Source organism: Vibrio pomeroyi, assembly GCA_041879425.1.
In the GTDB taxonomy this organism is placed as follows: domain Bacteria; phylum Pseudomonadota; class Gammaproteobacteria; order Enterobacterales; family Vibrionaceae; genus Vibrio; species Vibrio pomeroyi_A.
In genome coordinates, this window is the sequence record CP090855.1 from 1,846,189 (window position 1) to 1,869,352 (window position 23,164).

The window sequence follows — 23,164 nt, forward strand, 5'->3', positions numbered from 1 at the left end:
GGGTTTTATGAAGCTATTTGAGGTTTTAGCGGTCGGCGACGCCAATATCGATACCACTATTAAGGTAGATCACCTACCTAAACATGACGACAAAGTATTAGGTGAAAAAGTTTCATCGCAGATCGGTGGGACCGTAGCCAATAGTGCCTGTGTTCTTGGTAGTTTAGGTGTGAAGGTTACTGCACTCGCAAAGGTAGGTACCGATGGTCACGGTGCAGAAATTCTCAATGAGTATGCTAAGTACAATATAGATACTAGCTTTGTAGAGCAGATCGAAGGTTTTGAGGCGAACCAAGCGATCATTATGCTTGATGACACAGGAGAGAAGTCACTCATATTTGTTCCAGCATGTCATTATGAGTATTCGAAAAGTAGGGCGATACTCGCTGTTTCTCAGGCTGAATATCTTTACACTATGCCTGGTGATATTTGCAAATTTGTTGAAATAGCAGCGCTTGCTTATAAGTATGAGACAAAAGTGGTGGTTGATATTGAGTCGACTATCGTAGCGTCTAAAGAAGATACCCATGCGATTCTAACTCATTCAGACATTGTATTTTTTAACGAAGAAGGTTTTACCAAAGCGATCGAACAGGACTTAACCGAAGAGATACTACATATACTGATTGAACAGTATAACCTTGATACTATTATCGTTACTTTGGGGGCAAATGGAGTGTTAGCAGCAAATAATAAAGGGGAAATAGAAAGGCATTCAGGTTTCGAGGTAGAGGTTATCGATACCACTGGTGCGGGTGATACATTTAATGCTTCTTTTTTATTTAGTAAAATAAATGGTTATCAATTGGATAAAAGTCTTGAATTTTCCTGTGCCGCTGCAGCTTACAGTATCGGTGGTTTAGGTCCAAAAGGAGCTGTGCCAACAATAGAATGTGTGACAGAGTTTTTGTTAGTAACTACCAGTCGCTAAATATGTATTTTTACCGTAACTAAAAGATTAGTATAGTTATTATAAAGGAAATATTCGGCAAGATAGTGCATATGGAATAAAACTGTGGTAAGGAAGTGTTCGAGATTGTTGACCACGTCATATTTAATATTGAGCTGTGTAGATTTACTCTGATTTTTCTTTTTCTGATACTGGATAGTATCCGAGTGCTTAGTTATTGACTAATGACGTTGTATATACAAGTGGAGTTATTGATATGTGTAGTAATTCAGACCTGATCTGACAGTTACCTACTTATCAAAGCAAAAGTGTCGACTATTTCTTGTTGGATCTTCCCGAAGTTATCATGCTTTGTTTTAGATAGGATAGAGTACTATCGACCTTTCCATTGAAAGCATCAACGGCAAAATGAATTGCATAAGTTTTACGGTGAGCTTGAACATAATCATACGCGCCGGCATGAGCTTCTTTGACCATAGTTTACTCGTTTACGGGCTGCTTTTAGTTCTTCCCCTGCTTCTTTATATCTGTACTCTTCGGCGAGGTCATCTAGGACAGCTCGATTTGGGATGATATAGTCATCTTTATAGCCTTCAATGGTATTACGCATCGCAAGAATCTCTTTCTCGTATGAGTCACCTTTAGCTTTGTTTAATCTTTTACGAGTTTTGTTACGCAAGTTCTCTGCCTGAGACAAAACACCTTCTGCTTGAAAATTTATCGAAGCTGTTTCTTGGTGGGAGTTATTAGAAGATGGTTGGACGGTAGGTTCAACGCCAACACTCTCCTACGATTGGAATAAAGATCAGGGGGAGATTCCGTTGAATATTAGCGTGAGTAAAACGACCGTTTTGAATGGTCGGCCTTGGAAGTTTGGCATTGAAGCTAATTACTATATCGAGAAAGATGAAAACACGCGTCCGGACTTTATGTTGAGTTTCAACATTAGCCCTGTAGTGGAAAATAAACTGACGTCTTTATTCGATTAATCTTGGTTTAGTATGACTCAATTAGATGGGCTGAACGATGGTCGTTTAGCCTGTTTTATTAAAGCCAAAAGGTTAACCATAAAGCAAATAAAGACATAGCTGATAACAGAGCAACGCTCTTGCTAAACATTGGCTTGTTCCAGCCAAGCTTAACTACATCTTGCTCTGTCAGTTCTAGGTTTATCTGTTCACAGTATCTATCGAGTTCTTTCATCGTCATCACCTCTTCAATCACTTCAATAATCAATATAACTGGATAGGTGTGTTCGTATAAATCAAGGATTTTATTGGCTCCTCAAAACCACCGCCTAGGGCGGTGGTGATTGTTCCTTGAGGCTATAGCCTGAAGAAGTGCCCATGTTAGAAGTAACCTCTTATTCACCACAAGTAAGAGGAAACAACCACATGGGCGATTACAGAAGTTCATCACATGTCTATTGGCGTTGCAAATACCATATAGTTTGGACTCCAAAGTACAGATATAAGATTTTGAAAGATAAGGTAGGAAAGGAGCTTTATCGTTCAATCTATATTTTGTGCAATATGAAAGACTGCGAAGTTTTAGAATTAAACGTTCAACCAGATCATGTTCATCTTGTTGTCATTATTCCTCCCAAGTTATCAGTATCGAGTTTGTTAGGAGTTTTAAAAGGCCGAACAGCAATTCGACTTTTCAATAGATTCCCACATATACGTAAGAAATTATGGGGAAATCACTTTTGGGCTAGAGGGTATTTTGTAGATACGGTCGGTGTGAATGAAGAAGTCATTCGGCGATATGTACGACACCAAGATAAGCAGGACATAGAGTATGAACAACAATTACAGTTATTGAAGAACTGATAGCGCGGACGCCCCCCTTTAGGGGGTTATAAAGCAAAACCGCCTTCTAAGAAGGCGGATATTTTTTAACAGGCGTTTAGTCAGTCTGAACGATGATTCGTTTTGAATCGAGATGCGACCAATTCTCCATGATAGATTTCAAGCACTTAATCTAATTATTGGTGTATCAAATTGTACGAGTAGACGTTAGAAAGTTATCTAACACACTGAGCAATGCAGGCGTTCCAGAGAAGAGGGCGGTGTTACTTGCCAAAGCATTCAAAGATTCAATTAACGAAATCGACCCAGTATCTCAATCGTATGTGAACAAGAAGATTGAAAAGTCCAAAAATGAAACACTTCAATACTTGTTGGCATTTTTGGGGCTACAGATGATCTTGATTTCGTGTTTTCACTACATCATGACTAATTTGTAGGCATGAAAAAGTCCGATATTGGCGTACCAATATCGGACTTTGATGTTTAATGGTTGTTTTTAGCTAAGTTAGAACAATTAACCCGCAGCAGCTTGCATGATAAGGCCGCAGATGTAAGCACCGTATGTACCGAGCGCGTAACCCAATACTGCCATCAGGATACCTACTGGTGCCAATGCTGGGTGAAATGCCGCCGCTACGATAGGAGCTGATGCCGCGCCACCTACGTTAGCTTGGCTACCTACTGCCATGAAGAACAGTGGAGCACGGATTAGCTTCGCCATCGCAATCATAAGTAGAGCGTGGATAGTTAACCATGTGATACCAATGAAGAAGTAACCTGGGTTGTCCAAGATAGCGGTAACGTCCATTTGCATACCGATAGTCGCAACTAGGATGTAGATGAACGCAGAACCTACTTTAGACGCGCCACTGTGCTCAAGGCTGCGTGTCGACTTAAAGCATGAAGCGATGAGAGCGAAAGTCGTTACCATAACGATTAACCAGAAGAAGCCAGATGTCAGGCTGTATTTCGCAAGTTCTGGAGCGTTGGTCGAGATCCAAGGTGCGATAAGGTCACTGAATAAGTGAGCTAGGCCAGTTAAGCCAAATGCAATCGCAGTGATCTTCATTAGATCGGTTGTCGTCGTTGGGCGAGCGTTCTCTTCTTGGTATTTAGATACTGTCTCTTTTAGCTCTTCGATTGATGAAGTGTCGGCTTTAAGCCAAGCATCAATCTTCTTCTGACGACCTGCCATGATAAGTAACACGGCCATCCAAATGTTTGCACAGATAACGTCTACCGTAATCATCGCAGAGAACAGTTGGTCATCAACCTCAAACACTTCTTTCATTGCCGCTTGGTTGGCGCCACCACCGATCCAAGAACCCGCAACAGTCGTTAGGCCACGCCATACGTCGCCCGAAACAAGATCAGGGTTAACTTGATCGATAATCAGAATCGCTAATGGGCCACCGATGATGATGCCAGCTGTACCCGTTAAGAACATGATGACGGCTTTAGAGCCAAGACCAAAGATTTTACGAAGGTCTGCTGAGATGATCAGAAGAACTAATGCACTTGGAAGTAGGTAACGGCTTGCTACGAAATACAGTTTAGAGTTTGACGCATCGATGATGCCGAAGCTGTTCAATAGCGAAGGAACAAAGTAACAGAGCAATAGACCCGGAACGAACGAGTAGAATTTTTTCAGTGCGCTATTTTGGCTACTTTCCGTGATAAATACACCGCCAAGAATAACAGCTAACATGCCCATTATTACAGCATCATTAGTAATCATTATTATATCTCCTTTAAGGTGAGCGCAAAGGTCTCACTTTTTTGATTGCAGGACTATACCGACAACTTCCATTCGTTACAAATTGTAACGGGAGACATATTTTGAAATATTTATGTTAATTCAAATGAGCTTAATTTGTGAGTTTGAAGGTTAATTTATTGGTTTTATGAATGTTTACACTAGGACTGGTAAGCTCGATTTTAATATATGCAATACTGTTCAAACCCCTAAAACTGGTGAACATAATTTTAGTCGAGAATAGCACGACTAAAATGAGTGCATATATAACCACGTTTAAGGTGTGGTTTATGCAGGGTGGGGGATGTTTCAAAAATGTAAAAAATGAATCCATTTTTGTAAGGTGGACTGAGATTAAAAATTATAACTGGATCACATAAACCATGTGGTTCATCTGGTTTAGAGACAGTGTTTAGGCTTCATTACTCACTTTGGCTGTCTATAAATAAAGAAAAAGCGGCTCAAGGGCCGCTTTTTAGTAGTTAGAATCTTTGATTAGGATTCTTCTTCCTCAAAACCGTCGGCATAGCCTTTCGGTGGTGGTGTCCAACCACGTTCCGATCGAGAGTGCTTGTCTGAACGGTCTTTCTTCATATCTTCTTTCATTGCTTCTTCTAGGTGAATGAAGATTTGTCGGTAGTTATTGTCGTAGCGTGGGTTGTCTTCAGCCTCAGACCAAGCTTGGTATAGCTTTTCAGACTTACGGCTTTCAACACGTTGGTACGTTGATTTTTGCTGTTCGACGAAGAAAGGGTGGTGGCCTAAAGAACGTAAGGCTTCCGCGCCCATTTCAAGTGCCGAATGGTACGTTTCTGATTCGACAAAGTCTGCACCTGCTTCTCTTAGGCGGTAGCTATGACCACGGTCGAATGCACGCGCTAGTACTTTCACTTTTGGGTAAGTGTGTTTTACGTACTTCACTAACTCGACGCTCGAGTCTTGGTTGTCGATTGCTACAACAAGCATGGCGGCTTCTTCAATACCAGCGGTATGCAATAGGTCGTGACGAGTCGCATCACCAAAGTAAGATTTGATGTTAATAGAGCGCAGAACGTCTACTTGGTTCGCTTGATGATCCAGAACGACTGTTTTGACATCATTCGATACCAATAAGCGGTTAACGATCTGACCGAATCGACCAATACCTGCAATGATTACCGTGCCTTTCTCTTCGATGGTGTCTTCTTCGCGGTCGTTAGATTTTTGTTCGTAACGAGGCAGAATCACTTTATCAAATAGGATAAACAGGCCCGGAGTTAAGAACATCGACAGAGCAACCACTAGCGACAGTGTTTGAACAAGGTCGGCAGGTAACACGTGGTTTTGTGCCGAGAAGCTCAATAATACGAATCCGAATTCACCAGCTTGTGCCAAGCTCAGAGTAAATAACCAACGGTCACTGTTTTTGATTTTAAAGATCAGTGCCAACGTAAATAGGACTAATGCTTTAAGCGCCATTACGCCGATGGTTAAGCCAATGATGAGTGCGAAGTCGTTGAATAGAACCCCGAAGTCGATACCTGCACCAACCGTAATAAAGAACAGACCAAGCAATAGCCCCTTGAATGGGTCGATGTTCGATTCAAGTTCGTGTCTGAATTCACTGTTTGCTAGAACGACACCTGCGAGGAAAGTACCAAGCGCGGGAGATAAGCCAACAAGGCTCATTAACGCTGCAATACCGATAACAAGCATTAGTGCTGTTGCAGTGAAGATCTCACGAAGGCCAGAGCTCGCAACAAAACGGAACAGTGGGCGACTTAGGAAGTGCCCGCCAACAACCACGATGGCGATTGAAGCGGTGATAACAAGACCGTATGCCCAGCTAGGAAGGCCTGCAACTAAACTTAGTTCATCGTGGTGCGCTGCGGTTTCTGCTGCACTCTCAGCCAAGGCGACCAGTTCAGGAAGCGCAAGTAAAGGAATGAACGCCAACATTGGAATAACGGCAATATCTTGGAACAGCAGAACCGAGAAAGCATTCTTGCCGCCTTCTGTCTTAGATAGCCCTTTTTCATTGAACGTTTGCAGAACAATCGCTGTCGATGAAAGTGCGAAGATCAAACCGATAGTGAGAGCGATCGTCCAAGGCTGACCAAAGGTGAGGGCAATACCCATCACAATCGCAGTAGTGCCGCCAACTTGCAGACCACCAAGACCCATCAGGCGGTTTCTCATCGCCCAAAGCATCTTAGGTTCAAGCTCAAGGCCGACTAAGAACAGCATCATAACCACACCAAACTCGGCAAAGTGCTGAATGGTCGTGGTTTCTTCACCGACTAAGCCAATGATTGGGCCAATCACAACACCTGCAATCAAGTACCCTAACACTGAGCCTAACCCGAGTCGCTTCGCAATAGGTACTGCGATAACAGCAGCAACTAAGTAGATAAATGCTTGTAGAAAATATCCCGTCATTATTTAACCTCTGCCATTAGTTCTTCTACGTAGTGGTTTAGCTTTTCTGCCTTGCTGGCTTTTTTGATGTTAATGTCGCCAGCAACCAACGCCTCTAACAGCACTTTATAGCTATCGACATGCTCTTGAATGCGGTTTTCTTCCAAAGCGGTACGTGAACCAAACAGAGCAAATGGTGCGAGGTAGGTCATCCCACATAAAGAGGCGGTCTGTTCAATTGGATGAAGCAGCTCTCGGATAGTGAAATGGTTGTAGCCATCACTTTGATAGGCGTCTTTTTTACCACCGGCAGTGATGCTGCATAACAAGTTTTTACCTTGTAGCTCATTGCCATCGGCGCCGTAAGCGAAACCATATTCAAGAACCAGATCTTGCCACTCTTTTAGAATTGCCGGTGTTGAGTACCAATATAGTGGGAACTGAAAAATGATGATGTCATGGTCCAACAGGCGTTTCTGTTCACGATCGATGTTAATTTTGAATGTCGGATACTCAGCATAGAGATCGACACAGGTTACCCCATCAATGCGCTTGGCTTGCTCAAATAAGGGTTTGTTCGCTTCAGAGCGATGCTGAGAAGGGTGGGCGAATAGCACCAAGACTCGATTTTTCGACATATAGCCCTCTTTGTCCATTAACGAATAATGCTTATTGGAATTATAGATATACAATAATAGATGAATGATTGAAGAACAATGAATTAGCCCATACTTATCTACTTAGATGTATGTTTTAGGAGTGTCGTACTTACTCTCTGGAACCGGGTATCAAACACTCGTCAGCTTGTGTATTTCTGGCAGATCCAGACTATGACTAAGTAAAACTAATTATTCGCGAATAATAACAGCGAACTGGTGCATTTTATGTCACCGTTGACGTCTAACGTAAATAATTCAATCACCCTACATAGAACTACAATGAATAAAGGAAAAGATATGAGCACGGACTTGCGTCAACAATGTAATTTGTTGCTTTCTGGTCACTTTGAACCGACTCCGGCACAAACATTTGCTCAGATGGCTGAATGGTGTGAAGAGCACAACGTACATCATGATACTTACGGTGATGGTGAGTTCATCGAAGGCTTTGAAGCCAAAGTTGCAGAGCTGCTTGGCTATGAAGCGGCGGTGTTTGTTATTACTGGCACCATGAACCAACCAACAGCACTAGAGATTGCTTGCCAAGAAAAAAGAAACCCTTTAGTGGCGATGCATGAATCCAGCCATATTATGCGCCATGAACGCCAAGGGTATCAGCTCCAGAACCGTTTCAACGTACTTCCGGTTGGTCATGTGTTTCGTACTTGGAATGTCGACGACTTAAAGGCTTGGCCTGATGAGATTGCCGCGGCATTGTATGAACTGCCGATGCGCGAGATTGGTGGTCAATTGCCAGAGTGGGAAGAGCTCGAAGCGATTAAGCAGTACTGCAAAGAACAATCGATTCATCTGCACATGGATGGGGCTCGTTTATGGGAGTGCGGCGCGTATTACCAAAAGTCATATAGCGAGATTGCTCAAGGTTTCGATACCGCTTATGTTTCGCTCTATAAAGGGTTAAACGGCCTTGGTGGTTCTTTACTATTAGGTGATAAGGCGTTCGTAGCAAAAGCATCGGCATGGATGAAGCGTCAAGGCGGGAATGTTTATCATCGCACGCCTTATGTGGTTTCGGCAGCAATGCAGTTTGATGAGCGATTAGAACTGATGCCTGTTCTGTATGAACGCACCAAACAGGTGTACCAGATATTACAAGATTACCCGCAATTCACGGTTAATCCGCAGCAACCGCAGGTCAACATGCTTCACCTATATTTACCTGTGAGCTATGAAGACGGCATTATTGCGCGAGACAATATTGCTAAGAAGCATAAGGTTTGGATAGGAAACCCAGCGATCAGCGAGCTACCAAATCAATGTAAAATTGAGTGGTATGTGGGTGATAATTTATTGAGCTTACCTGATCATGAGCTGATCGACATATTGGATTTTATTAGCGAAGAGCTGATTTAATTAACGAAGAGTTGATTTGATCGCATAAGAGTTGAATTAATTACAGCGGAAGTGGGTTAATTGAGATGAATACAGGACATGCTTCCTGTATTCATTTACGCCGAGAGGGTGGCGGAGTTTGTTACATGTATTGGTTGATGTACACATCGACTAAAAACATAAATACAGGCACCGTGCTGAGAAGTCCGAAGAAGACGATTGGCACCCAGTTTTTCATTTTCTTTTTAGGTTGCTCAGTGTTGTTCATAAGTTCGGCCTTAAATTAGTTGTTGTAGCTGTTTAGCTTTGTGATACTAAAAATCTACGAGTATGGTATCAAATAAAATCGATGATCCCTATGCGGATTTGGCGTTTCGTGGTGTGTATCAATCACAGAAAATGTAGGCGATTCATAAGCGGTTCATAAAGACTCAATAATAATGAACCTATTAGAACAAGTATTGCCTTACTCGGCATATCAAATAAACAGCATTCAAAGATTTGGAGAAGACAACATGAGAACAATAGGAAACATCATTTGGTTTCTACTTGGTGGCGTATTTATGGGACTGGCTTGGTGGTTCTTCGGACTGCTCGCATTCCTCACCATCGTTGGTATTCCATGGGGTAGAGCGTGTTTTGTAATGGGTAATTTCTCATTCTTCCCATTCGGCCAAGAAGCGATTTCACGTGATGAACTGACCAATGAAACTGACATCGGTACCAGCCCGCTCGGTATGATTGGTAACATCATTTGGTTCTTATTTGCAGGAATCTGGTTGGCGATTGGCCACATCATGTCAGCAGTGGCGTGTTTCATTACCATCATTGGTATTCCGTTTGCGATTCAGCACCTTAAGCTTGCGGTTATCTCATTGGCGCCAATCGGTAAAACCGTTGTCGACAAGCGTGAAGCAGAAGCGGCACGAGTAAGAAACTACAAAGGTTAAGTCTATAATTTAAGCCTTAGGTAGAACTGAAAAAGCACATCACATGATGTGCTTTTTTTGTGCCTCGGTTCCTACCTAACGATGCCCCAATCTCACAAACATTAACTAGACATTGTTGAACAAGACTTCAAGCCTAAGGGTGATGTTGGCTTCTTCGGTATGTTTCTCATAGGGCTCTCGTTCCCATTGATAGCGTGGAATCAATTCGTAGAACAGCCACTCTTTCCAAACGTTTTCTCGGTAGGTTATCGACACCTGTGAATATTCGTAATGGTTATACGGTTCGCTGGTTGCTGTGATAGTAGCGCTGTATTGCAGAGCTTGGTCTTGAGAAAGATAGTGATACAAAGTTAGCCCCGTACCGTAGTCCCAGCCTTTAAGATCGTCGTTATAACCTGCAAAGTTCGACCATCGCGCTAAGAAGTCATCACTTAAAGAAAGATCAAAATCGATATCGGTGATCTCTCCGGTTTCTTGTTTCTCTTGATACACACGTTGGGTCAGCCTGAATACTGCATCGGTGGTGAGAGGGTAGGTAAAGCGATAACGAGCTTCGATGCGCGGGCGCAGTGTCGCTTTAATATTGAAGCTACTATAACCCTTGGCATAAGCATCGTAACGTAGGCCGAGTGCACTCTCTAATTCATCTGAATCTTGCGGAAAGAAATCCAAGAACTCTTCATCGCCAACCGATTCATAGATTAACTTCAAGCGCTTACTGACAAAGGGCAGGTGCAGGCGTGCGTTGAGCTTAGTCGAGTAATCAACATCACCACCTTCAGAATAGATAAAATCGTTGTACCAACGGACAGATGTGCCAGCTCGAGCATCTTCGGTAATGCGGTCATCGACAAAGAAGCTGTCAAACCACAACGCGGGTTGGCAAAATTTACTGTTTAGGTAGTGGTAAGCCTTTTCGACAGGGGCGTCTTCTAACGGCTGACTGTGACACTCATTTTGTTCCTCTGCTTTGGCGGAGTGGGCAACGAGTGAAGCTAATAATGAGGTGCTAACTATCCAACGACTCAATGGAACCTGTTTGTCATTCTATATATCAATAGTTTGACTATAACCAAGCGATCGCAACAATGCGACTTTTTCGTGGTGAGTCGCTATTGATTAAAGGCTCTAGGGAGTGGGGAAGGTAAATATTTGAAAGGGATTGGACAGATAAAAGAAAACGGGCTCAGAAGATGAGCCCGTTTGTATTGATTGGTTTCTAGAACCTAGATTACATTGCCGCTTCGAAGATCGCTGAGATTTCTTCGTGAGTTGCTTGTTTAGGGTTAGTGAAACCACAAGCATCTTTAAGTGCGTTGTCAGACAGAGTTGGGATGTCTTCAAGCTTAGCACCAAGCTGTGCGATACCTGTTGGGATGTTCACGTCGTTTGCTAGTTGAACAATCGCGTTGATAGCCGCTTCTGCACCTTGCTCTGGTGTCATGCCTTCAACATTCACGCTCATTGCTTTTGCAACATCACGTAGACGCTCAGGGCAAACTTGCGCGTTGTAGCGTTGAACGTGTGGTAACAAGATAGCGTTACATACACCGTGTGGAAGGTCGTAGAAACCACCTAGTTGGTGCGCCATTGCGTGAACATAGCCAAGAGAAGCATTGTTGAATGCCATACCCGCCATGAACTGTGCGTAAGCCATTTGCTCACGCGCTTCAATGTCTTCGCCGTGCGATACTGCTGTTCTTAGGTGCGCTTGCACAAGTTCAATCGCTTTAATCGCTACTGCATCTGTGATTGGCGTTGCTGCGATAGAAACGTAAGCTTCGATTGCGTGAGTTAGTGCGTCCATACCCGTTGCTGCAGTCAGTGGTGCAGGTTTCGCAAGCATCAACTCAGGGTCGTTTACAGAGATAAGCGGTGTTGTGTGCTTATCAACGATAGCCATCTTAATGTGACGCTCTTCATCAGTGATGATGCAGAAACGTGTCATTTCAGATGCTGTACCTGCTGTTGTGTTGATAGCAATAAGAGGCATCATTGGTTTTTCAGACTGATCGACACCTTCGTAGTCTGCAATTTTGCCACCGTTAGAAGCAACTAGTGCGATACCTTTTGCACAGTCGTGTGGAGAACCACCGCCTAGTGAAACAACGAAATCACAGTCGTTGTCAGTCAGCAATTCAAGGCCATCGTTAACGTTAGTGATGGTTGGGTTTGGTTGAGTGCCATCGAATACAACTGCGTCTACGCCGCGCTGGCTAAGAAGGTCTTGTACCTGCTTAACTACGCCAATTTGGTTAAGGATCTTATCTGTCACGATCAGACCTTTTTTAAAGCCTTGAGACTGAATGCTATCAGCAGCATCCTTCAGACAGCCAGTACCCATGAAGTTGATTGTAGGGATGTAAAATGCAGTAGACATTGGAAAACTCCGTTAATTATGATTTTTAATTTCCTACATGGTGTCGGCAATCAACTGGTCGACCATTGATCTGGAACAACTTTGATCCCGAACTACCACTTTGTGGCTATGCGTTGTGATAGGGCTCATATAGCAATCGTTTTTATGGTTTTCAGATATGTTTATTGTCAGTAATGGATGGCAAGCTATTGATTGATTTAAGCGCATAATGGCACTCTATAACCATGAAAAATAACGGCTATTCAGTCAAAGTTGCTTCTAATTCATCTTTTTCCGATATCTCAATTGAGTCATCGCTGCATGTAACTTGAGGTTGTTGAGGCTCATCGGAACTTAAAGAATCAGAGGTGTCTTGTGATTCTTCATCATAATATTTAACAAGAAATGGGGTGAGCATGACAGATGACGGTAAGAAGTGCTTCATAATACCTCCCGGTACTTAAATGTATTTCTTGTATGGTATTGGTTTAATATGTGGCAAAATTTGCGATACATCATGACTTGCTGCTTGTTTTCTATAAATTGTTAGATTTATATACACGCTCACAGATTTGCGAGTAAAGTGATTGCCAGCCTAAAAGGCGAAGAGAAAAATTAAGCAAAACTACGATAAAAACAGACACAGCACTGCTCAACAGCGCGAATAACAGGACAGAAAATGAAGTACGATTGGATATTCTTTGATGCGGATGAAACCTTGTTCCACTTTGACGCTTTTCAAGGAATGAAGCTGATGTTCTCCCGTTTTGGTGTGGACTTTAGCGAGCAGGATTATTCGGTTTACCAAGAGGTGAATTTACCACTTTGGGTAGATTACCAAGATGGTCGCATTACGGCAGCTCAACTGAAGCACGCGCGTTTTGAAAGCTGGGCAACAAAGTTAGAGACAACAACAACAGAACTAAACAGTGCATTTTTGACCGCAATGGCGGATATCTGTTCACTGCTCCCTGGTGCAAAAGAGTTGATGGAGTCTTTAAAAGGCAAAGTGAACATGGGCATCATCACCAATGGTTTTACCGAGCTGCAATCTATCCGTTTAGAACGCACTGGAATGACAGACTACTTTGACCATGTGATCATCTCTGAAGAAGTCGGTGTCGCGAAACCAGACGCTGAAATCTTTGAACATGCACACAAGCTTGTTGGCTTACCTGCAAAGCAACGCGTATTGATGGTCGGAGATAACCCGCATTCAGATATTCTAGGCGGCTTGGATTTTGGGATTGAGACGTGTTGGTTGAACAGCCAAGAGAAAGCCGCGCCAGCAGGTATTAACCCTCATTATCAAGTGAAGTCTTTAGCTGACCTACAAGCACTCCTATTGGCATAATTGCTAATTGCTAATTGCTAATTGCTTTTAGATTTTTGAGTGAATGATTGATAGCCGAGTGCAGTTATGTGCTCGGCTACTTATTTTTACCTACTGCAAGTTATCGATAGTGGTGCTTAAGCCTATCTTTGTTTTAAGCTCGCTTCGATTACCCAATAACAATAAATAAAAGGAAGAGGCGTGCTGAAATCTCATCACCATAGTTGCTACGGCATGGCTGCCATTTTACTTTGGAGCTGCTTAATCGCGCTGTCTCGTAGCGTATCAGAACAACTGGGCCCAATCGGTGGCGCAGCCAGCCTTTATACCGTGAGCTCGCTGTTGTTGGTCTGTGTTATGGGTTTACCTAAACTGTCGCGCTTCTCCAAGTCGTATCTGCTGATTGGTGGTGCTCTGTTCGTTTGTTATGAGATCTTCCTAGCTCTGGCTTTAGGGATGGCAAACAACCGACATCAAGCTTTGGAAATGGCCGTCATCAACTACTTATGGCCAGCATTGACGGTGTTGTTCGCAGTCCTGCTCAGCGATAAAAAGATTAACTGGTTGGTTTACCCAAGCATCTTCTTAGCCTTCTTTGGTGTGGCTTGGAGTATCAGCGGCGATCAGGGACTTTCTGTTGAACAAATCGCTGCCAATGTTGCTACTAACCCTAAAACTTACTCAATGGCGTTTTTCGGCGCGATTATTTGGGCGGTTTACTGTAATTACACTCAGAAAGTGGCGAAAGGGCAGAATGCGATCGTGTTGTTCTTTATCGCGACGGCAATCACCTTGTGGATCAAATACGCATTGAGTAACGAAACCGGCATGGTGATGACAACCAGCGCTGCAATCGACTTAGTGTTAGCCGGTGTGTGTATGGGGGCAGGTTACGCGCTTTGGAATACAGCGATACTTGGCGGGAATATGGTCTTCCTGGCGACCATGTCTTATTTCACGCCTATTTTTGCGACCTTACTGTCTTCTATGATTTTGGGTTTGTCATTGAGCATGACGTTTTGGCAGGGCGTTTGTATGGTGACGATTGGCTCTTTAGCTTGCTGGTGGGTAACCAGAGACAAAAAGCCGACGGTTACGGCGTCGGCTTCTAAAAAGGTTCAATCAGAGCCTTAGCTCGTAAGAGGCTTTCTTGACTCTTAACTCGCGATATTGAGATTCAATTGAAGCTCATAAGGCATCTTCGATAAGCGTCGCTTAAGTTGGCGGCGCGTACGTTCAATATCATCAACCGCAATCGCATCTTGGTCATTGGTATGAATATCAACGTTGATTCTTAACTCAGGACCAACCTTAGTCACGCCCATTAACTCCAAATCTTGATCCGCTTCTTTGTCTACAGCGACCACGTTTTTATCTACCGCATCACAAATGTCTTTGGTTGCCGACATCATCAGCAGTTCACGCATCGCTTCTCGTAACATGTCGAATGGTACTTTGATGAAGTAAAAAGACATCAGCAACATCATCATTGGGTCGGCATATACAGCGAATGACGCAAGAGGTGAGAATGTCATTGCCCACGCTACGACGAAACCAGCCGTTACCGCGACACTCAATAGTGTATCCATCTGCCACTGTTTAGATTCCGCTTGAATCAAACCTGAAGAGATACGTTTGCTCTTGTTAGCGATGTACCACCAAGCGTAACCACAACCCAACACGTTGAAAATACCAAACAGAGTTGCGATAGAAGCATCGACTTCACGACCACCTGTCATCAAGGCACCAATCGCAGAGTAAAGCGAATAACCAACCACAAGTAAAATCACAACGGCTTTAATCGCAATCACAATCGGTTCGATGATAGCTCGACCGAACGGAAACTCTCTATCTGAAGGGCGGTTAATGTATTTTGAAGCAGCTAGTGACAATAAAGTTAACAGTAAGCTGATAAGAGAATAGACACCGTCAAATACTATGACCAGAGAGCCAACGATAAGACCCAACACCAATCCGCCAATAGCGAAGCCTGATGCTAAAAGGGCTGAGAACAATAGTACTCGATTTTCGTTTTGGCTTTTCCTGTCACACATAATATTTTCCAGATGTTTTTGATAACTTCATTGTTCTAATAATGAGCTAACTTTACAAACCTTATCTGATGACGTTTATATGTACTATTTAATTGGTTCATTTAAATCATTATAATTCAGTGGTTTAGGTTGATTTTTAGGTGTCAATAAAGTTGACGATGACTGTTTTCTAGGGGATGTGTGCAACTGAGAACAGATGGTTTATGATTAATGAAATATATCAGTCATCAGTGTCGCACAGCTTTGTGAGCTCAATGTTTACATAAACTTAAGCATATCGATAAAGGGAACGCTAGCATTCGAGTACGTTGCGTAAATCGTTCAGTTGTAACTGTATGACATCTGGGTCAAGGAGTGGATAAATATGAAGTTTGATAACCTCAATGACAGCGAGTTATGGGCGATTGCTATCCCAATAATGGATAACTTGATGGAAGGTTCAACCAAGGTTAACCATGCACAACACTGTCGAGACTTTACACAGCGAATGAAGGATATCGTTACGCCCGAGTACTTGGAGAAGGTGTGTCATCATTATCAGCACAGTAACGGCTTCTTTGCTGAACGTGAGCCTGTGGCGCTATTCAGACGTTCTGATTCCATCGCCTTTGTGTGGAAGCAAGCGTATACCATTGCGAAAGGCGAGTTTGTGGCTGAAATGGTACTGGTTGAGGAAGAAGGGCGTTACTCGGTAGATCACGTCATGGTTTTCTAAGCGGTTCAGTCTTAGGTTGTATCTGTATTAGGTTACATAAGTATTAGGCTGCATAAGACTTAGATCGCAAAAGGCGGCGTAGGCAATAGCACGCGCCGCTCTTACGTTGGGAAGCTAAAATTAGATATTGCGAAGTCGAAATTAGAAATCGAACAAGTAATCGCTAAGCTGATCCGCGAGCCAGTTCATACCAGGGTGTTCCGCCATGCCTGCCGCGGTAAACATGCAGTAATCTTCTTGAGTCAGGCCATAAGTGTGTTTGATCACCGCTAACTCTTGTTCACGTAGCAAGTGACGAATCAGTGGTTCTGGCATTACGCCCCAGGCTTCTTCACGCAAAATCGTATCCAACATAAAGTCAAAGCTAGAAAAGCCGATGTAACGGCGCGAGAAGGGCTCAAGCTCTGGGTTATCCTTTTCATTGAGATAAACCATGGTCGCTTGCATCGAATTTCTTAACACCTCATCAGAAACACGTCGCATCGCACTCAGGTCATGTCCTTTCTTGCACACTGACATCATTCGAATCTTGCCAAGTGGGTTGTAGATAATGCGTGGGTCATCGACACGTTCATAATCGACACCAAAAGCGAAATCCACTTGCTGAGTTTCAACCAAGTTGGCTAAGTCGCCACTCGAAGCGAGAACAAAGTTGAATGAGGTAGAAGGGTACTTGTTATTGAGGGCGTGAGATAAATCCTGCCACATCTCATCGGGTAATGAGTCGTCGCGGGCAATCCATATCTCGGCGTTGAATTCGCCAGACACATGCAAGCAAGTTTGTTTAATGCGTGCTGCTGTAACCAACATGCCTTCGCAGTCTTTATAGATGGCTTTGCCTGCCTCAGACAGCTCGACGTGATTTCCGCTACGCACGAACAGTTCTACATCTAACTCTTTTTCCAAGGCTTTAATCGACATGCTGAGTTTGGTTCGGTTGCATTCTAGCTGGCGTGCAGCTTCAGAGACTGATCCTAAATCAGCAACAGAACAAAAGGCTTGGACTTGAGAAAGGTTCATTTCATTTCCATATTGAGCGGGTGTCGGTGCATATTATCTGAATATTGTGCTGACTATCTTAGAAATAGTCCATCTTTGCATGATAACTCTATGACGAATTGACTAATTTGGTTTACTCTGGGGAAGTTCCGAACCTACAAGAAGTAAAGATGGAGGCCATGATGGCGAAACAATGGGACGAGTACGCCGTTGATTGGGATAAAGATCCCGCGACCGCAGTATTCGCACAGTCCGTATTTGACCAGTTGACACAGCTCGTTGATTTAAACGGAACCCGTGTCCTTGATTTTGGTTGTGGTACAGGACTACTCAGCCAGAAAATATCTCCTTTAGCAAAAGAGATCATCGCACTCGACATCTCCGAAGGGATGATTGAAGAGTTAGATAAGAAAGAGTTACCAAACGTTGAACCGGTTGTTGATATTTTATCGCGCGGACTAGCAGCGCAGCATCCAGCATTCAGAAACCAGTTTGACCTAGTGGTCGCTTCTTCGGTGTGTGGTTTTATCCCGAACCTACAAGACACAGTCAGTCTGATTTACACATTGCTTGAAAACGACGGCACGTTTGTCCACTGGGATTGGTACCTAGAAAACGACAGTGAAGATTATGGCGTAAGCCAGCAGCGCTCGGAGAATGTGTTGAGTGCAGCAGGTTTCTCAGTTGTTGAAGTGTCGACACCGTTCTCGGTTGATACACCACAAGGTGAGTTAAAAGTACTGATGGGCGTTGGACGTAAACAAGTGCTTCCTCATCTGTAATTGCTTCCCTTATCTGTAAAGAGATCGCTTTTAGCCAACTCTGACAGAGCGAACCTAAATAACGAAACCCACATCAACGGCCTTAAAGCCAGTTATGTGGGTTTTTCTATTTTTACGGCTTCGTGTTTTAAACGGACTATCCCTATTTTCTTATTGACGGTTAATTCGCAATATCTAATTTCCATTTTGGAAAAATAGCCTTGCATACATTTCATTAGTGGAAATTTAACGGTGAGAGATAAAATAAGCCCATAACAATTTTAAGGGTTTAATCATGAGCCACCAATCTGCTTCTCCACAACTTTCAGAGCAACAACAACGCTTTAGCAATATCATTTCAGATGCCAATCTGTCTCCAAAACAGAAATCGAGCTATCTTGCCTTAGAAGCTGAAGCAAGCCTGCCGTATATGCCGGTAAGCAATGAAGTAGAGCAAGCCTTACAACAAGGTGTGCTGTGTGACATGTTTGAAGGTCACGCCCCATTTAAGCCGCGCTATGTGCTTCCCGATTATTCTAAATACTTACATCAAGGCTCAAAGTATTTAGAGCTTAGCGCGGCAACTAATTTCGACGAAGCATTGAACATGCTGACTATCCTTTATCATCACGTTCCGTCGGTAACTTCTATTCCGGTTTACCTAGGTCAACTGGACGATGTGTTGATGCCTTTCGTTGGCGACTTAACGGAAGAGCAGGTTTATCAAAAGCTTAAGCTGTTCTGGATTATGTTGGATCGCACGCTGCCAGATGCCTTCATGCATGTGAATATCGGCCCAACAGATAACATCATCTGTCGCACTATTTTACGTGTCGATGCTGAACTTAAGCAGATCGCACCTAACCTAACTTTTATGTACGACCCAGCAGTAACACCTGATGATCTGTTGCGTCATGCAGCGAGCAACATCTGTGAATGCAGCAAGCCACATATTGCCAATTATCCTGCACATGCTGCAGCGTATGGTGACAAGCGTTTTGGTATCGTGAGCTGCTACAACTCGCTACCTTTAGCGGGTGGTTCAAATACGCTAGTACGTATGAACCTGAAGCAAGTGGCGTTGAAGTCTGAGGACAGTGCCGATTTCTTACAACAAGTGCTACCAAACTACAGCGGTATCATGGTCGAGCTGATGAACGCGCGTAGCCGTTTCTTACATGAAGAGTCTAATTTCTTCGAAGGCTTCTTAACCAAAGAAGGTTTGATCGAAGAAGATCGCTTCGCGCCAATGTTTGGCATTTACGGCATGGCTGAAGCTGTGAACATCTTGATGGAAAAAGAGGGCAAAGCAGGGCGTTATGGTCATGACGAACAAGCCAACCAACTTGGGCACCGTATTTCTGAAAAGCTGGCTGAGATCGTTGAAAGCTCTGGTGTGAAGTATGGGTTGCAAGGCAAGGCTCTATTACACGCTCAAGGTGGCATCAGCTTAGATGAAGACGTAACCCCAGGTGTGCGTATTCCTTACGGAACAGAACCAGATCCTGTCTCTTACGTTCGTGCTACTGCGGGTCATCACAAGTTCTATACCTCAGGTATCAGCGACATTCTGACCATAGACGAAACCGTGAAATCTAACCCTGAAGCGATGTTTAACCTATGTAAAGGTGCTATTCAAGCGGGTTATCGTGAGTTTACCGCTAACGTTGCATCGAACGACTTGGTTCGTGTGACGGGCTACATGATTAAGCTTTCAGACATTGCTAAATACGACGAGGAAGGTTCGCGTACTAACACGACTTTCTTGGGAGCCGAGGCTGCGAAGAACACGGGCATTTTAGAACGTAAACCGCGCGTCGCGAGCTTAGAAATGTCGCCAACGTACGAATAGCGTTGCAATCGAATCACATTAATTATGAAAATTTCTGATCTAACAACTCAAATGGCTAGGGTTAATAACAATAAGACAGAAAAACAAGCGAAGGTCAGCCGTGTGCTGACCTTTTCTTGTGTTGATGGACCGGGAAATCGCCTAGTGCTGTTCCTGCAGGGGTGTAATTTCGATTGTATAACCTGTCACAACCCACACACCATTAATCACTGTAACCACTGCGGAGACTGCGTCAGCGGGTGTCTAAGCGGTGCGTTGAGCACCGTTGATGGCAAAGTGAAGTGGGATCCGGTGGCTTGCACCCACTGCGATCAGTGCATTGACATCTGTAACCATAAATCGAGCCCGAAAATCACATCTATGACGGTCTCGGAGGTACTTGAACTCGTTAGGCATAACCAATTCTTCCTGAGCGGTATTACTGTCTCGGGTGGCGAAGCAACCATGCAACTGCCGTTTATCATTGAACTGTTTCAAGCAATCAAAAGCGATTCGCAGTTGGCACACTTAACGTGTTTTATTGATAGTAACGGTTCGCTGTCTAGACAAGGCTGGGAGAGAGTATTGCCTTACCTTGATGGCGCGATGATTGACTTAAAATCGTGGCAATCAGAAACACACCAATGGTTAGTCGGTAGAGGCAATCATCGAGTGATTGAAACCATTAACTATTTGGCTGAACAAGGTAAGTTACATGAAGTTCGGTTACTGCATATTCCGGACAAAAGTGACCTTGAGGACGAGATAGAGCAAGTTAGCTATTACTTGAAAGGATTGCCAAGTGACGTCCGGATTCGGCTCAATGCGTTTCAACATCACGGTGTGATCGGCGAAGCGCTAAATTGGCCAAAGTGCACAGAGCAACAAATGCAGAGCTTTCACGACAAGCTCTACGCGATAGTTCAAAGACCGATGCAAACGCCAGAGGTTTATACCTAGCTTTTAAATTGTTGAGATGCTCAGTCAGGCTTCAAAGAACGTTAAGTCTTTAAAAGGATTAAGCTTCTAAGAACAAGTCACATAGCCATTTGATCGCTTGATCATTCATGTTTGGCTTGTTCCACACTAGGCTGTACGCCACTTTACCGTAATCGAAGGGAAGTGGCTTACTCACCAAACCTTGTGCTTGTTTTGCATGCTCAGCCCATTGCTTAGAACAGGTGAACAAGAAAGGCGTGTGATGACAAAGCACGGCTGCAGCACCAAAGTCCGCTACCGATATCGCCATTTCTCGCGGCTGGTGGCACTGAACTAAGTTTTGCTCAAAGTAAGGCTGAGACAGTTCATTATCTAAAATACCAATGTGCTTGTAATCCAAATAGCCCTCGACCGTCAGCTCTTGTTGAGCGAGCGGGTGGTGGGCACCCATCAAACACACCATCTCATCGGGAAGAATTGTTTCCCATACCAGCTCTTTGTTATCGGTCGGTGGTTGGGATATATCGTGAGGCAATAAGATCAAATTCACCTTGCCGCTAAGCAAAGCATCGAAGCCAAGTTGCTGTTTCGAATAGATATTGAGTTTAGCTTTGGGCGCAAGTTCTGTGGTGATTTTGCTGATCTTGGAGGCGAACACTTCAAAGGTACTTTCACGCATAGAGAGCGAAAAGCTGCCTTGGTACTCCTCTGGAGTAAAACTCTTCTGATGAAGGAGTCCATTCATACTAGAAAGAATGGCGTGAACGGTTGGAGCTATCTTTAAGGCGAAAGGTGTTGGGATTAGCTTGGTGCCGTCTCGATAGAAGAGTTCATCGTTTAGGATGTCACGCAGCTGCGAGAGTGTTTTACTTACACTCGAAGGGCTCACACAAAGTTGTTCAGACGTTTGAGTCACGCTGTGGGTGTTCAGCATAATATGCAGCGCAGTGAGATGCTTAAGGCTCACTCTCGATAAGTGTAAGTAATCCATGTGTAACTCACGTATTCAGATTGGCTTGTGATTTTGCATGAACGACAAAACCGAACAAGCCAAATTGGATTAAGGTTATTTACGAGCCAGCTTGTGGTGAGCTCGCGAAAAGTGCCCTGCACAGAATGCGCCGACAATCGATAACTCGCCCGCCAAACACAGCGCCGCACAGACTTCAGCTAAGGCTTGTGATTTACCGTTACCGTGCAGTCCTAACAAATCGAGACACGCTTTTTGGCTTGGTAACCCAGTACCGCCACCGACAGTTCCTAGCATCAGATTAGGTAGGGTTACGCTCGCGTACAAACCGCCTTCTTTGTTCAGTTCCATGCGAGTCATACCAATCGCAGACTCAGCTACACACGCCGCGTCTTGGCCGCAAGCAATGTAAAGAGCAGCCAATGCATTTGCGTAGTGGGCATTGATACCAATCGTGCCACTCAAAGCGCCACCAACGGTTGTCATCTGGCCAAACTGCACCATCTTCTCAGGTGTGGTGTGCAAGTACTTAGCAACAAGCTCAGCAGGAATGTTTACTTCGGCTGTTACCTTTTTGCCACGAACACTGCGTAAGGTTTGTGTATTGGCTTTTTTGTCGCCCGATAAGTTGCCATCAAGGAAAGCATGGTCAGGCTTAACTGGCGTATTTTCGATAATGTATTCAAACACGGCATTGGTTGCGATGGTTACCATGTTCTGACCAGAAGCGTCTCCAGTTAGAAATTCAAATACCAAGTAGACATGGTTGCCTTCGATGTTGATATTGATGTCGGTAAGCTTGCCGTGTGATGTGGTTGATTCAGCTAACGCTTTAAATTGCTCATATTGGGTTACTGCCCAAGCCACAAATTGTCCTGCTTCTACTAAACCTTGGAATGCAAAACCGGGAGTACGTGTTACGCCTTCATTGAGCAACATCGCACTTGCGCCACCACAAGCTGTAATGAGCTTTGAACCACGGTTGTAAGACGCGACAAGCGCTGCCTCTGTGGTAGCAAGTGGTACTAAGTAATCCCCCTCAGCAAACAGACCATTGACTCTTAATGGGCCTGAGACACCGACAGGCACTTTCACTGTTCCAATGAAGTGTTCGATGTTTTTCTCATAAGCTTGAATCTGACTTTCGGTATGCGAGTCGAGTAGCTCTTTTTGCGATTCTGCGTTATCGAGAGCAGTCCAACGGCGTGTGAGATTCTTTTCTGTCAGGTAGGGGCTAGGTGTCAGCTTGTTTACTGGCTTTTCAAAGTGAGGTTGAAGCTTTTTTTCTAATTCGTCTGCGGAGATGTCGCCTCCTAAAATAGAAACATAGTCACGGCGATGCAGATTTAGTTTTGGCATAAATAGTA

The 23,164-nt window shown here is 43.9% G+C and carries 22 protein-coding genes; 10 read left to right on the plus strand and 12 right to left on the minus strand.

What is annotated here, in order from left to right:
* The first annotated feature begins 7 nt into the window (after positions 1-7).
* Positions 8-931, plus strand: a complete 924-nt coding sequence (locus L0992_24090) for a carbohydrate kinase family protein (protein XGB69457.1) — start codon at positions 8-10, stop codon at positions 929-931.
* 294 nt (positions 932-1,225) lie between these two features.
* Here the strand turns inward: L0992_24090 and L0992_24095 are convergent, their stop codons facing one another.
* On the minus strand, positions 1,226-1,387 hold the full coding sequence (locus L0992_24095; protein XGB69458.1) for a hypothetical protein: 162 nt from the start codon (positions 1,385-1,387) through the stop codon (positions 1,226-1,228).
* 570 nt (positions 1,388-1,957) lie between these two features.
* Positions 1,958-2,113: a hypothetical protein gene (locus tag L0992_24100; GenBank protein ID XGB69459.1), complete on the minus strand. Its 156-nt coding sequence runs from the start codon at positions 2,111-2,113 to the stop codon at positions 1,958-1,960.
* 191 nt (positions 2,114-2,304) lie between these two features.
* Here L0992_24100 and tnpA point away from each other — a divergent pair, with 191 nt between their 5' ends.
* Positions 2,305-2,742 carry an IS200/IS605 family transposase gene (gene tnpA / locus L0992_24105; GenBank protein ID XGB70424.1) on the plus strand — a complete coding sequence of 146 codons (438 nt, stop codon included), beginning with the start codon at positions 2,305-2,307 and terminating at the stop codon, positions 2,740-2,742.
* A gap of 493 nt (positions 2,743-3,235) precedes the next feature.
* Here the strand turns inward: tnpA and L0992_24110 are convergent, their stop codons facing one another.
* The 3 genes from L0992_24110 to L0992_24120 all read right to left on the minus strand — a co-directional run bounded on the left by L0992_24110 (position 3,236) and on the right by L0992_24120 (position 7,512).
* Positions 3,236-4,459, minus strand: a complete 1,224-nt coding sequence (locus L0992_24110; protein ID XGB69460.1) for a DUF819 family protein — start codon at positions 4,457-4,459, stop codon at positions 3,236-3,238.
* A 513-nt stretch (positions 4,460-4,972) separates the two neighbouring features.
* Entirely contained in the window at positions 4,973-6,895 is a 1,923-nt protein-coding gene (locus L0992_24115; GenBank protein ID XGB69461.1) for a monovalent cation:proton antiporter-2 (CPA2) family protein, read from the minus strand.
* Positions 6,895-7,512: an NAD(P)H-dependent oxidoreductase gene (locus tag L0992_24120; protein ID XGB69462.1), complete on the minus strand. Its 618-nt coding sequence runs from the start codon at positions 7,510-7,512 to the stop codon at positions 6,895-6,897. Before L0992_24120 ends, L0992_24115 begins: the two co-directional genes overlap by 1 nt.
* Positions 7,513-7,830: 318 nt before the next feature.
* On the opposite strand from L0992_24120, the gene L0992_24125 reads away from it, so the two are divergent.
* Positions 7,831-8,907 (plus strand): beta-eliminating lyase-related protein, encoded by a 1,077-nt coding sequence (locus L0992_24125; GenBank protein XGB69463.1) that lies wholly within the window; start codon positions 7,831-7,833, stop codon positions 8,905-8,907.
* A gap of 494 nt (positions 8,908-9,401) precedes the next feature.
* The gene (locus L0992_24130; GenBank protein XGB69464.1) at positions 9,402-9,836 is read left to right on the plus strand and encodes a YccF domain-containing protein; all 435 of its coding nucleotides are present in this window, start codon (positions 9,402-9,404) and stop codon (positions 9,834-9,836) included.
* A gap of 105 nt (positions 9,837-9,941) precedes the next feature.
* On the opposite strand, the gene L0992_24135 is transcribed toward L0992_24130, so the two are convergent.
* The 3 genes from L0992_24135 to L0992_24145 all read right to left on the minus strand — a co-directional run bounded on the left by L0992_24135 (position 9,942) and on the right by L0992_24145 (position 12,640).
* Positions 9,942-10,865, minus strand: a complete 924-nt coding sequence (locus tag L0992_24135) for a hypothetical protein (protein XGB69465.1) — start codon at positions 10,863-10,865, stop codon at positions 9,942-9,944.
* Between the two features lie 202 nt (positions 10,866-11,067).
* Complete coding sequence (yiaY, locus tag L0992_24140; GenBank protein ID XGB69466.1) at positions 11,068-12,216, minus strand: L-threonine dehydrogenase; 1,149 nt, start codon at positions 12,214-12,216, stop codon at positions 11,068-11,070.
* 238 nt (positions 12,217-12,454) lie between these two features.
* Positions 12,455-12,640 carry a hypothetical protein gene (locus L0992_24145; GenBank protein XGB69467.1) on the minus strand — a complete coding sequence of 62 codons (186 nt, stop codon included), beginning with the start codon at positions 12,638-12,640 and terminating at the stop codon, positions 12,455-12,457.
* A gap of 234 nt (positions 12,641-12,874) precedes the next feature.
* Between L0992_24145 and yjjG the strand changes: the two genes are divergently transcribed.
* Both yjjG and yddG read left to right on the plus strand, forming a co-directional pair.
* Positions 12,875-13,549: a pyrimidine 5'-nucleotidase gene (yjjG, locus tag L0992_24150; protein XGB69468.1), complete on the plus strand. Its 675-nt coding sequence runs from the start codon at positions 12,875-12,877 to the stop codon at positions 13,547-13,549.
* A 180-nt stretch (positions 13,550-13,729) separates the two neighbouring features.
* On the plus strand, positions 13,730-14,662 hold the full coding sequence (gene yddG / locus L0992_24155; protein ID XGB69469.1) for an aromatic amino acid DMT transporter YddG: 933 nt from the start codon (positions 13,730-13,732) through the stop codon (positions 14,660-14,662).
* 23 nt (positions 14,663-14,685) lie between these two features.
* Here the strand turns inward: yddG and L0992_24160 are convergent, their stop codons facing one another.
* Positions 14,686-15,582 (minus strand): cation diffusion facilitator family transporter, encoded by an 897-nt coding sequence (locus L0992_24160; protein ID XGB69470.1) that lies wholly within the window; start codon positions 15,580-15,582, stop codon positions 14,686-14,688.
* Between the two features lie 364 nt (positions 15,583-15,946).
* Between L0992_24160 and L0992_24165 the strand changes: the two genes are divergently transcribed.
* Complete coding sequence (locus L0992_24165; protein ID XGB69471.1) at positions 15,947-16,297, plus strand: hypothetical protein; 351 nt, start codon at positions 15,947-15,949, stop codon at positions 16,295-16,297.
* 141 nt (positions 16,298-16,438) lie between these two features.
* Here L0992_24165 and L0992_24170 read toward each other — a convergent pair whose 3' ends face one another.
* Positions 16,439-17,317, minus strand: coding sequence for a LysR family transcriptional regulator (locus L0992_24170; protein ID XGB69472.1), 879 nt, complete (start codon positions 17,315-17,317; stop codon positions 16,439-16,441).
* 161 nt (positions 17,318-17,478) lie between these two features.
* Here L0992_24170 and L0992_24175 point away from each other — a divergent pair, with 161 nt between their 5' ends.
* From L0992_24175 to L0992_24185, 3 genes are all read left to right on the plus strand, one after another.
* Positions 17,479-18,078, plus strand: coding sequence for a methyltransferase (locus L0992_24175; GenBank protein XGB69473.1), 600 nt, complete (start codon positions 17,479-17,481; stop codon positions 18,076-18,078).
* A 274-nt stretch (positions 18,079-18,352) separates the two neighbouring features.
* Positions 18,353-19,909, plus strand: a complete 1,557-nt coding sequence (locus L0992_24180) for a YjjI family glycine radical enzyme (GenBank protein XGB69474.1) — start codon at positions 18,353-18,355, stop codon at positions 19,907-19,909.
* A gap of 24 nt (positions 19,910-19,933) precedes the next feature.
* Positions 19,934-20,848 (plus strand): YjjW family glycine radical enzyme activase, encoded by a 915-nt coding sequence (locus L0992_24185; protein ID XGB69475.1) that lies wholly within the window; start codon positions 19,934-19,936, stop codon positions 20,846-20,848.
* A 58-nt stretch (positions 20,849-20,906) separates the two neighbouring features.
* Here L0992_24185 and L0992_24190 read toward each other — a convergent pair whose 3' ends face one another.
* On the minus strand, positions 20,907-21,818 hold the full coding sequence (locus L0992_24190) for a LysR family transcriptional regulator (protein XGB69476.1): 912 nt from the start codon (positions 21,816-21,818) through the stop codon (positions 20,907-20,909).
* Positions 21,819-21,893: 75 nt separating this feature from the next.
* Positions 21,894-23,156 (minus strand): hydroxymethylglutaryl-CoA reductase, encoded by a 1,263-nt coding sequence (locus L0992_24195; protein XGB69477.1) that lies wholly within the window; start codon positions 23,154-23,156, stop codon positions 21,894-21,896.
* Positions 23,157-23,164: the final 8 nt, after the last annotated feature.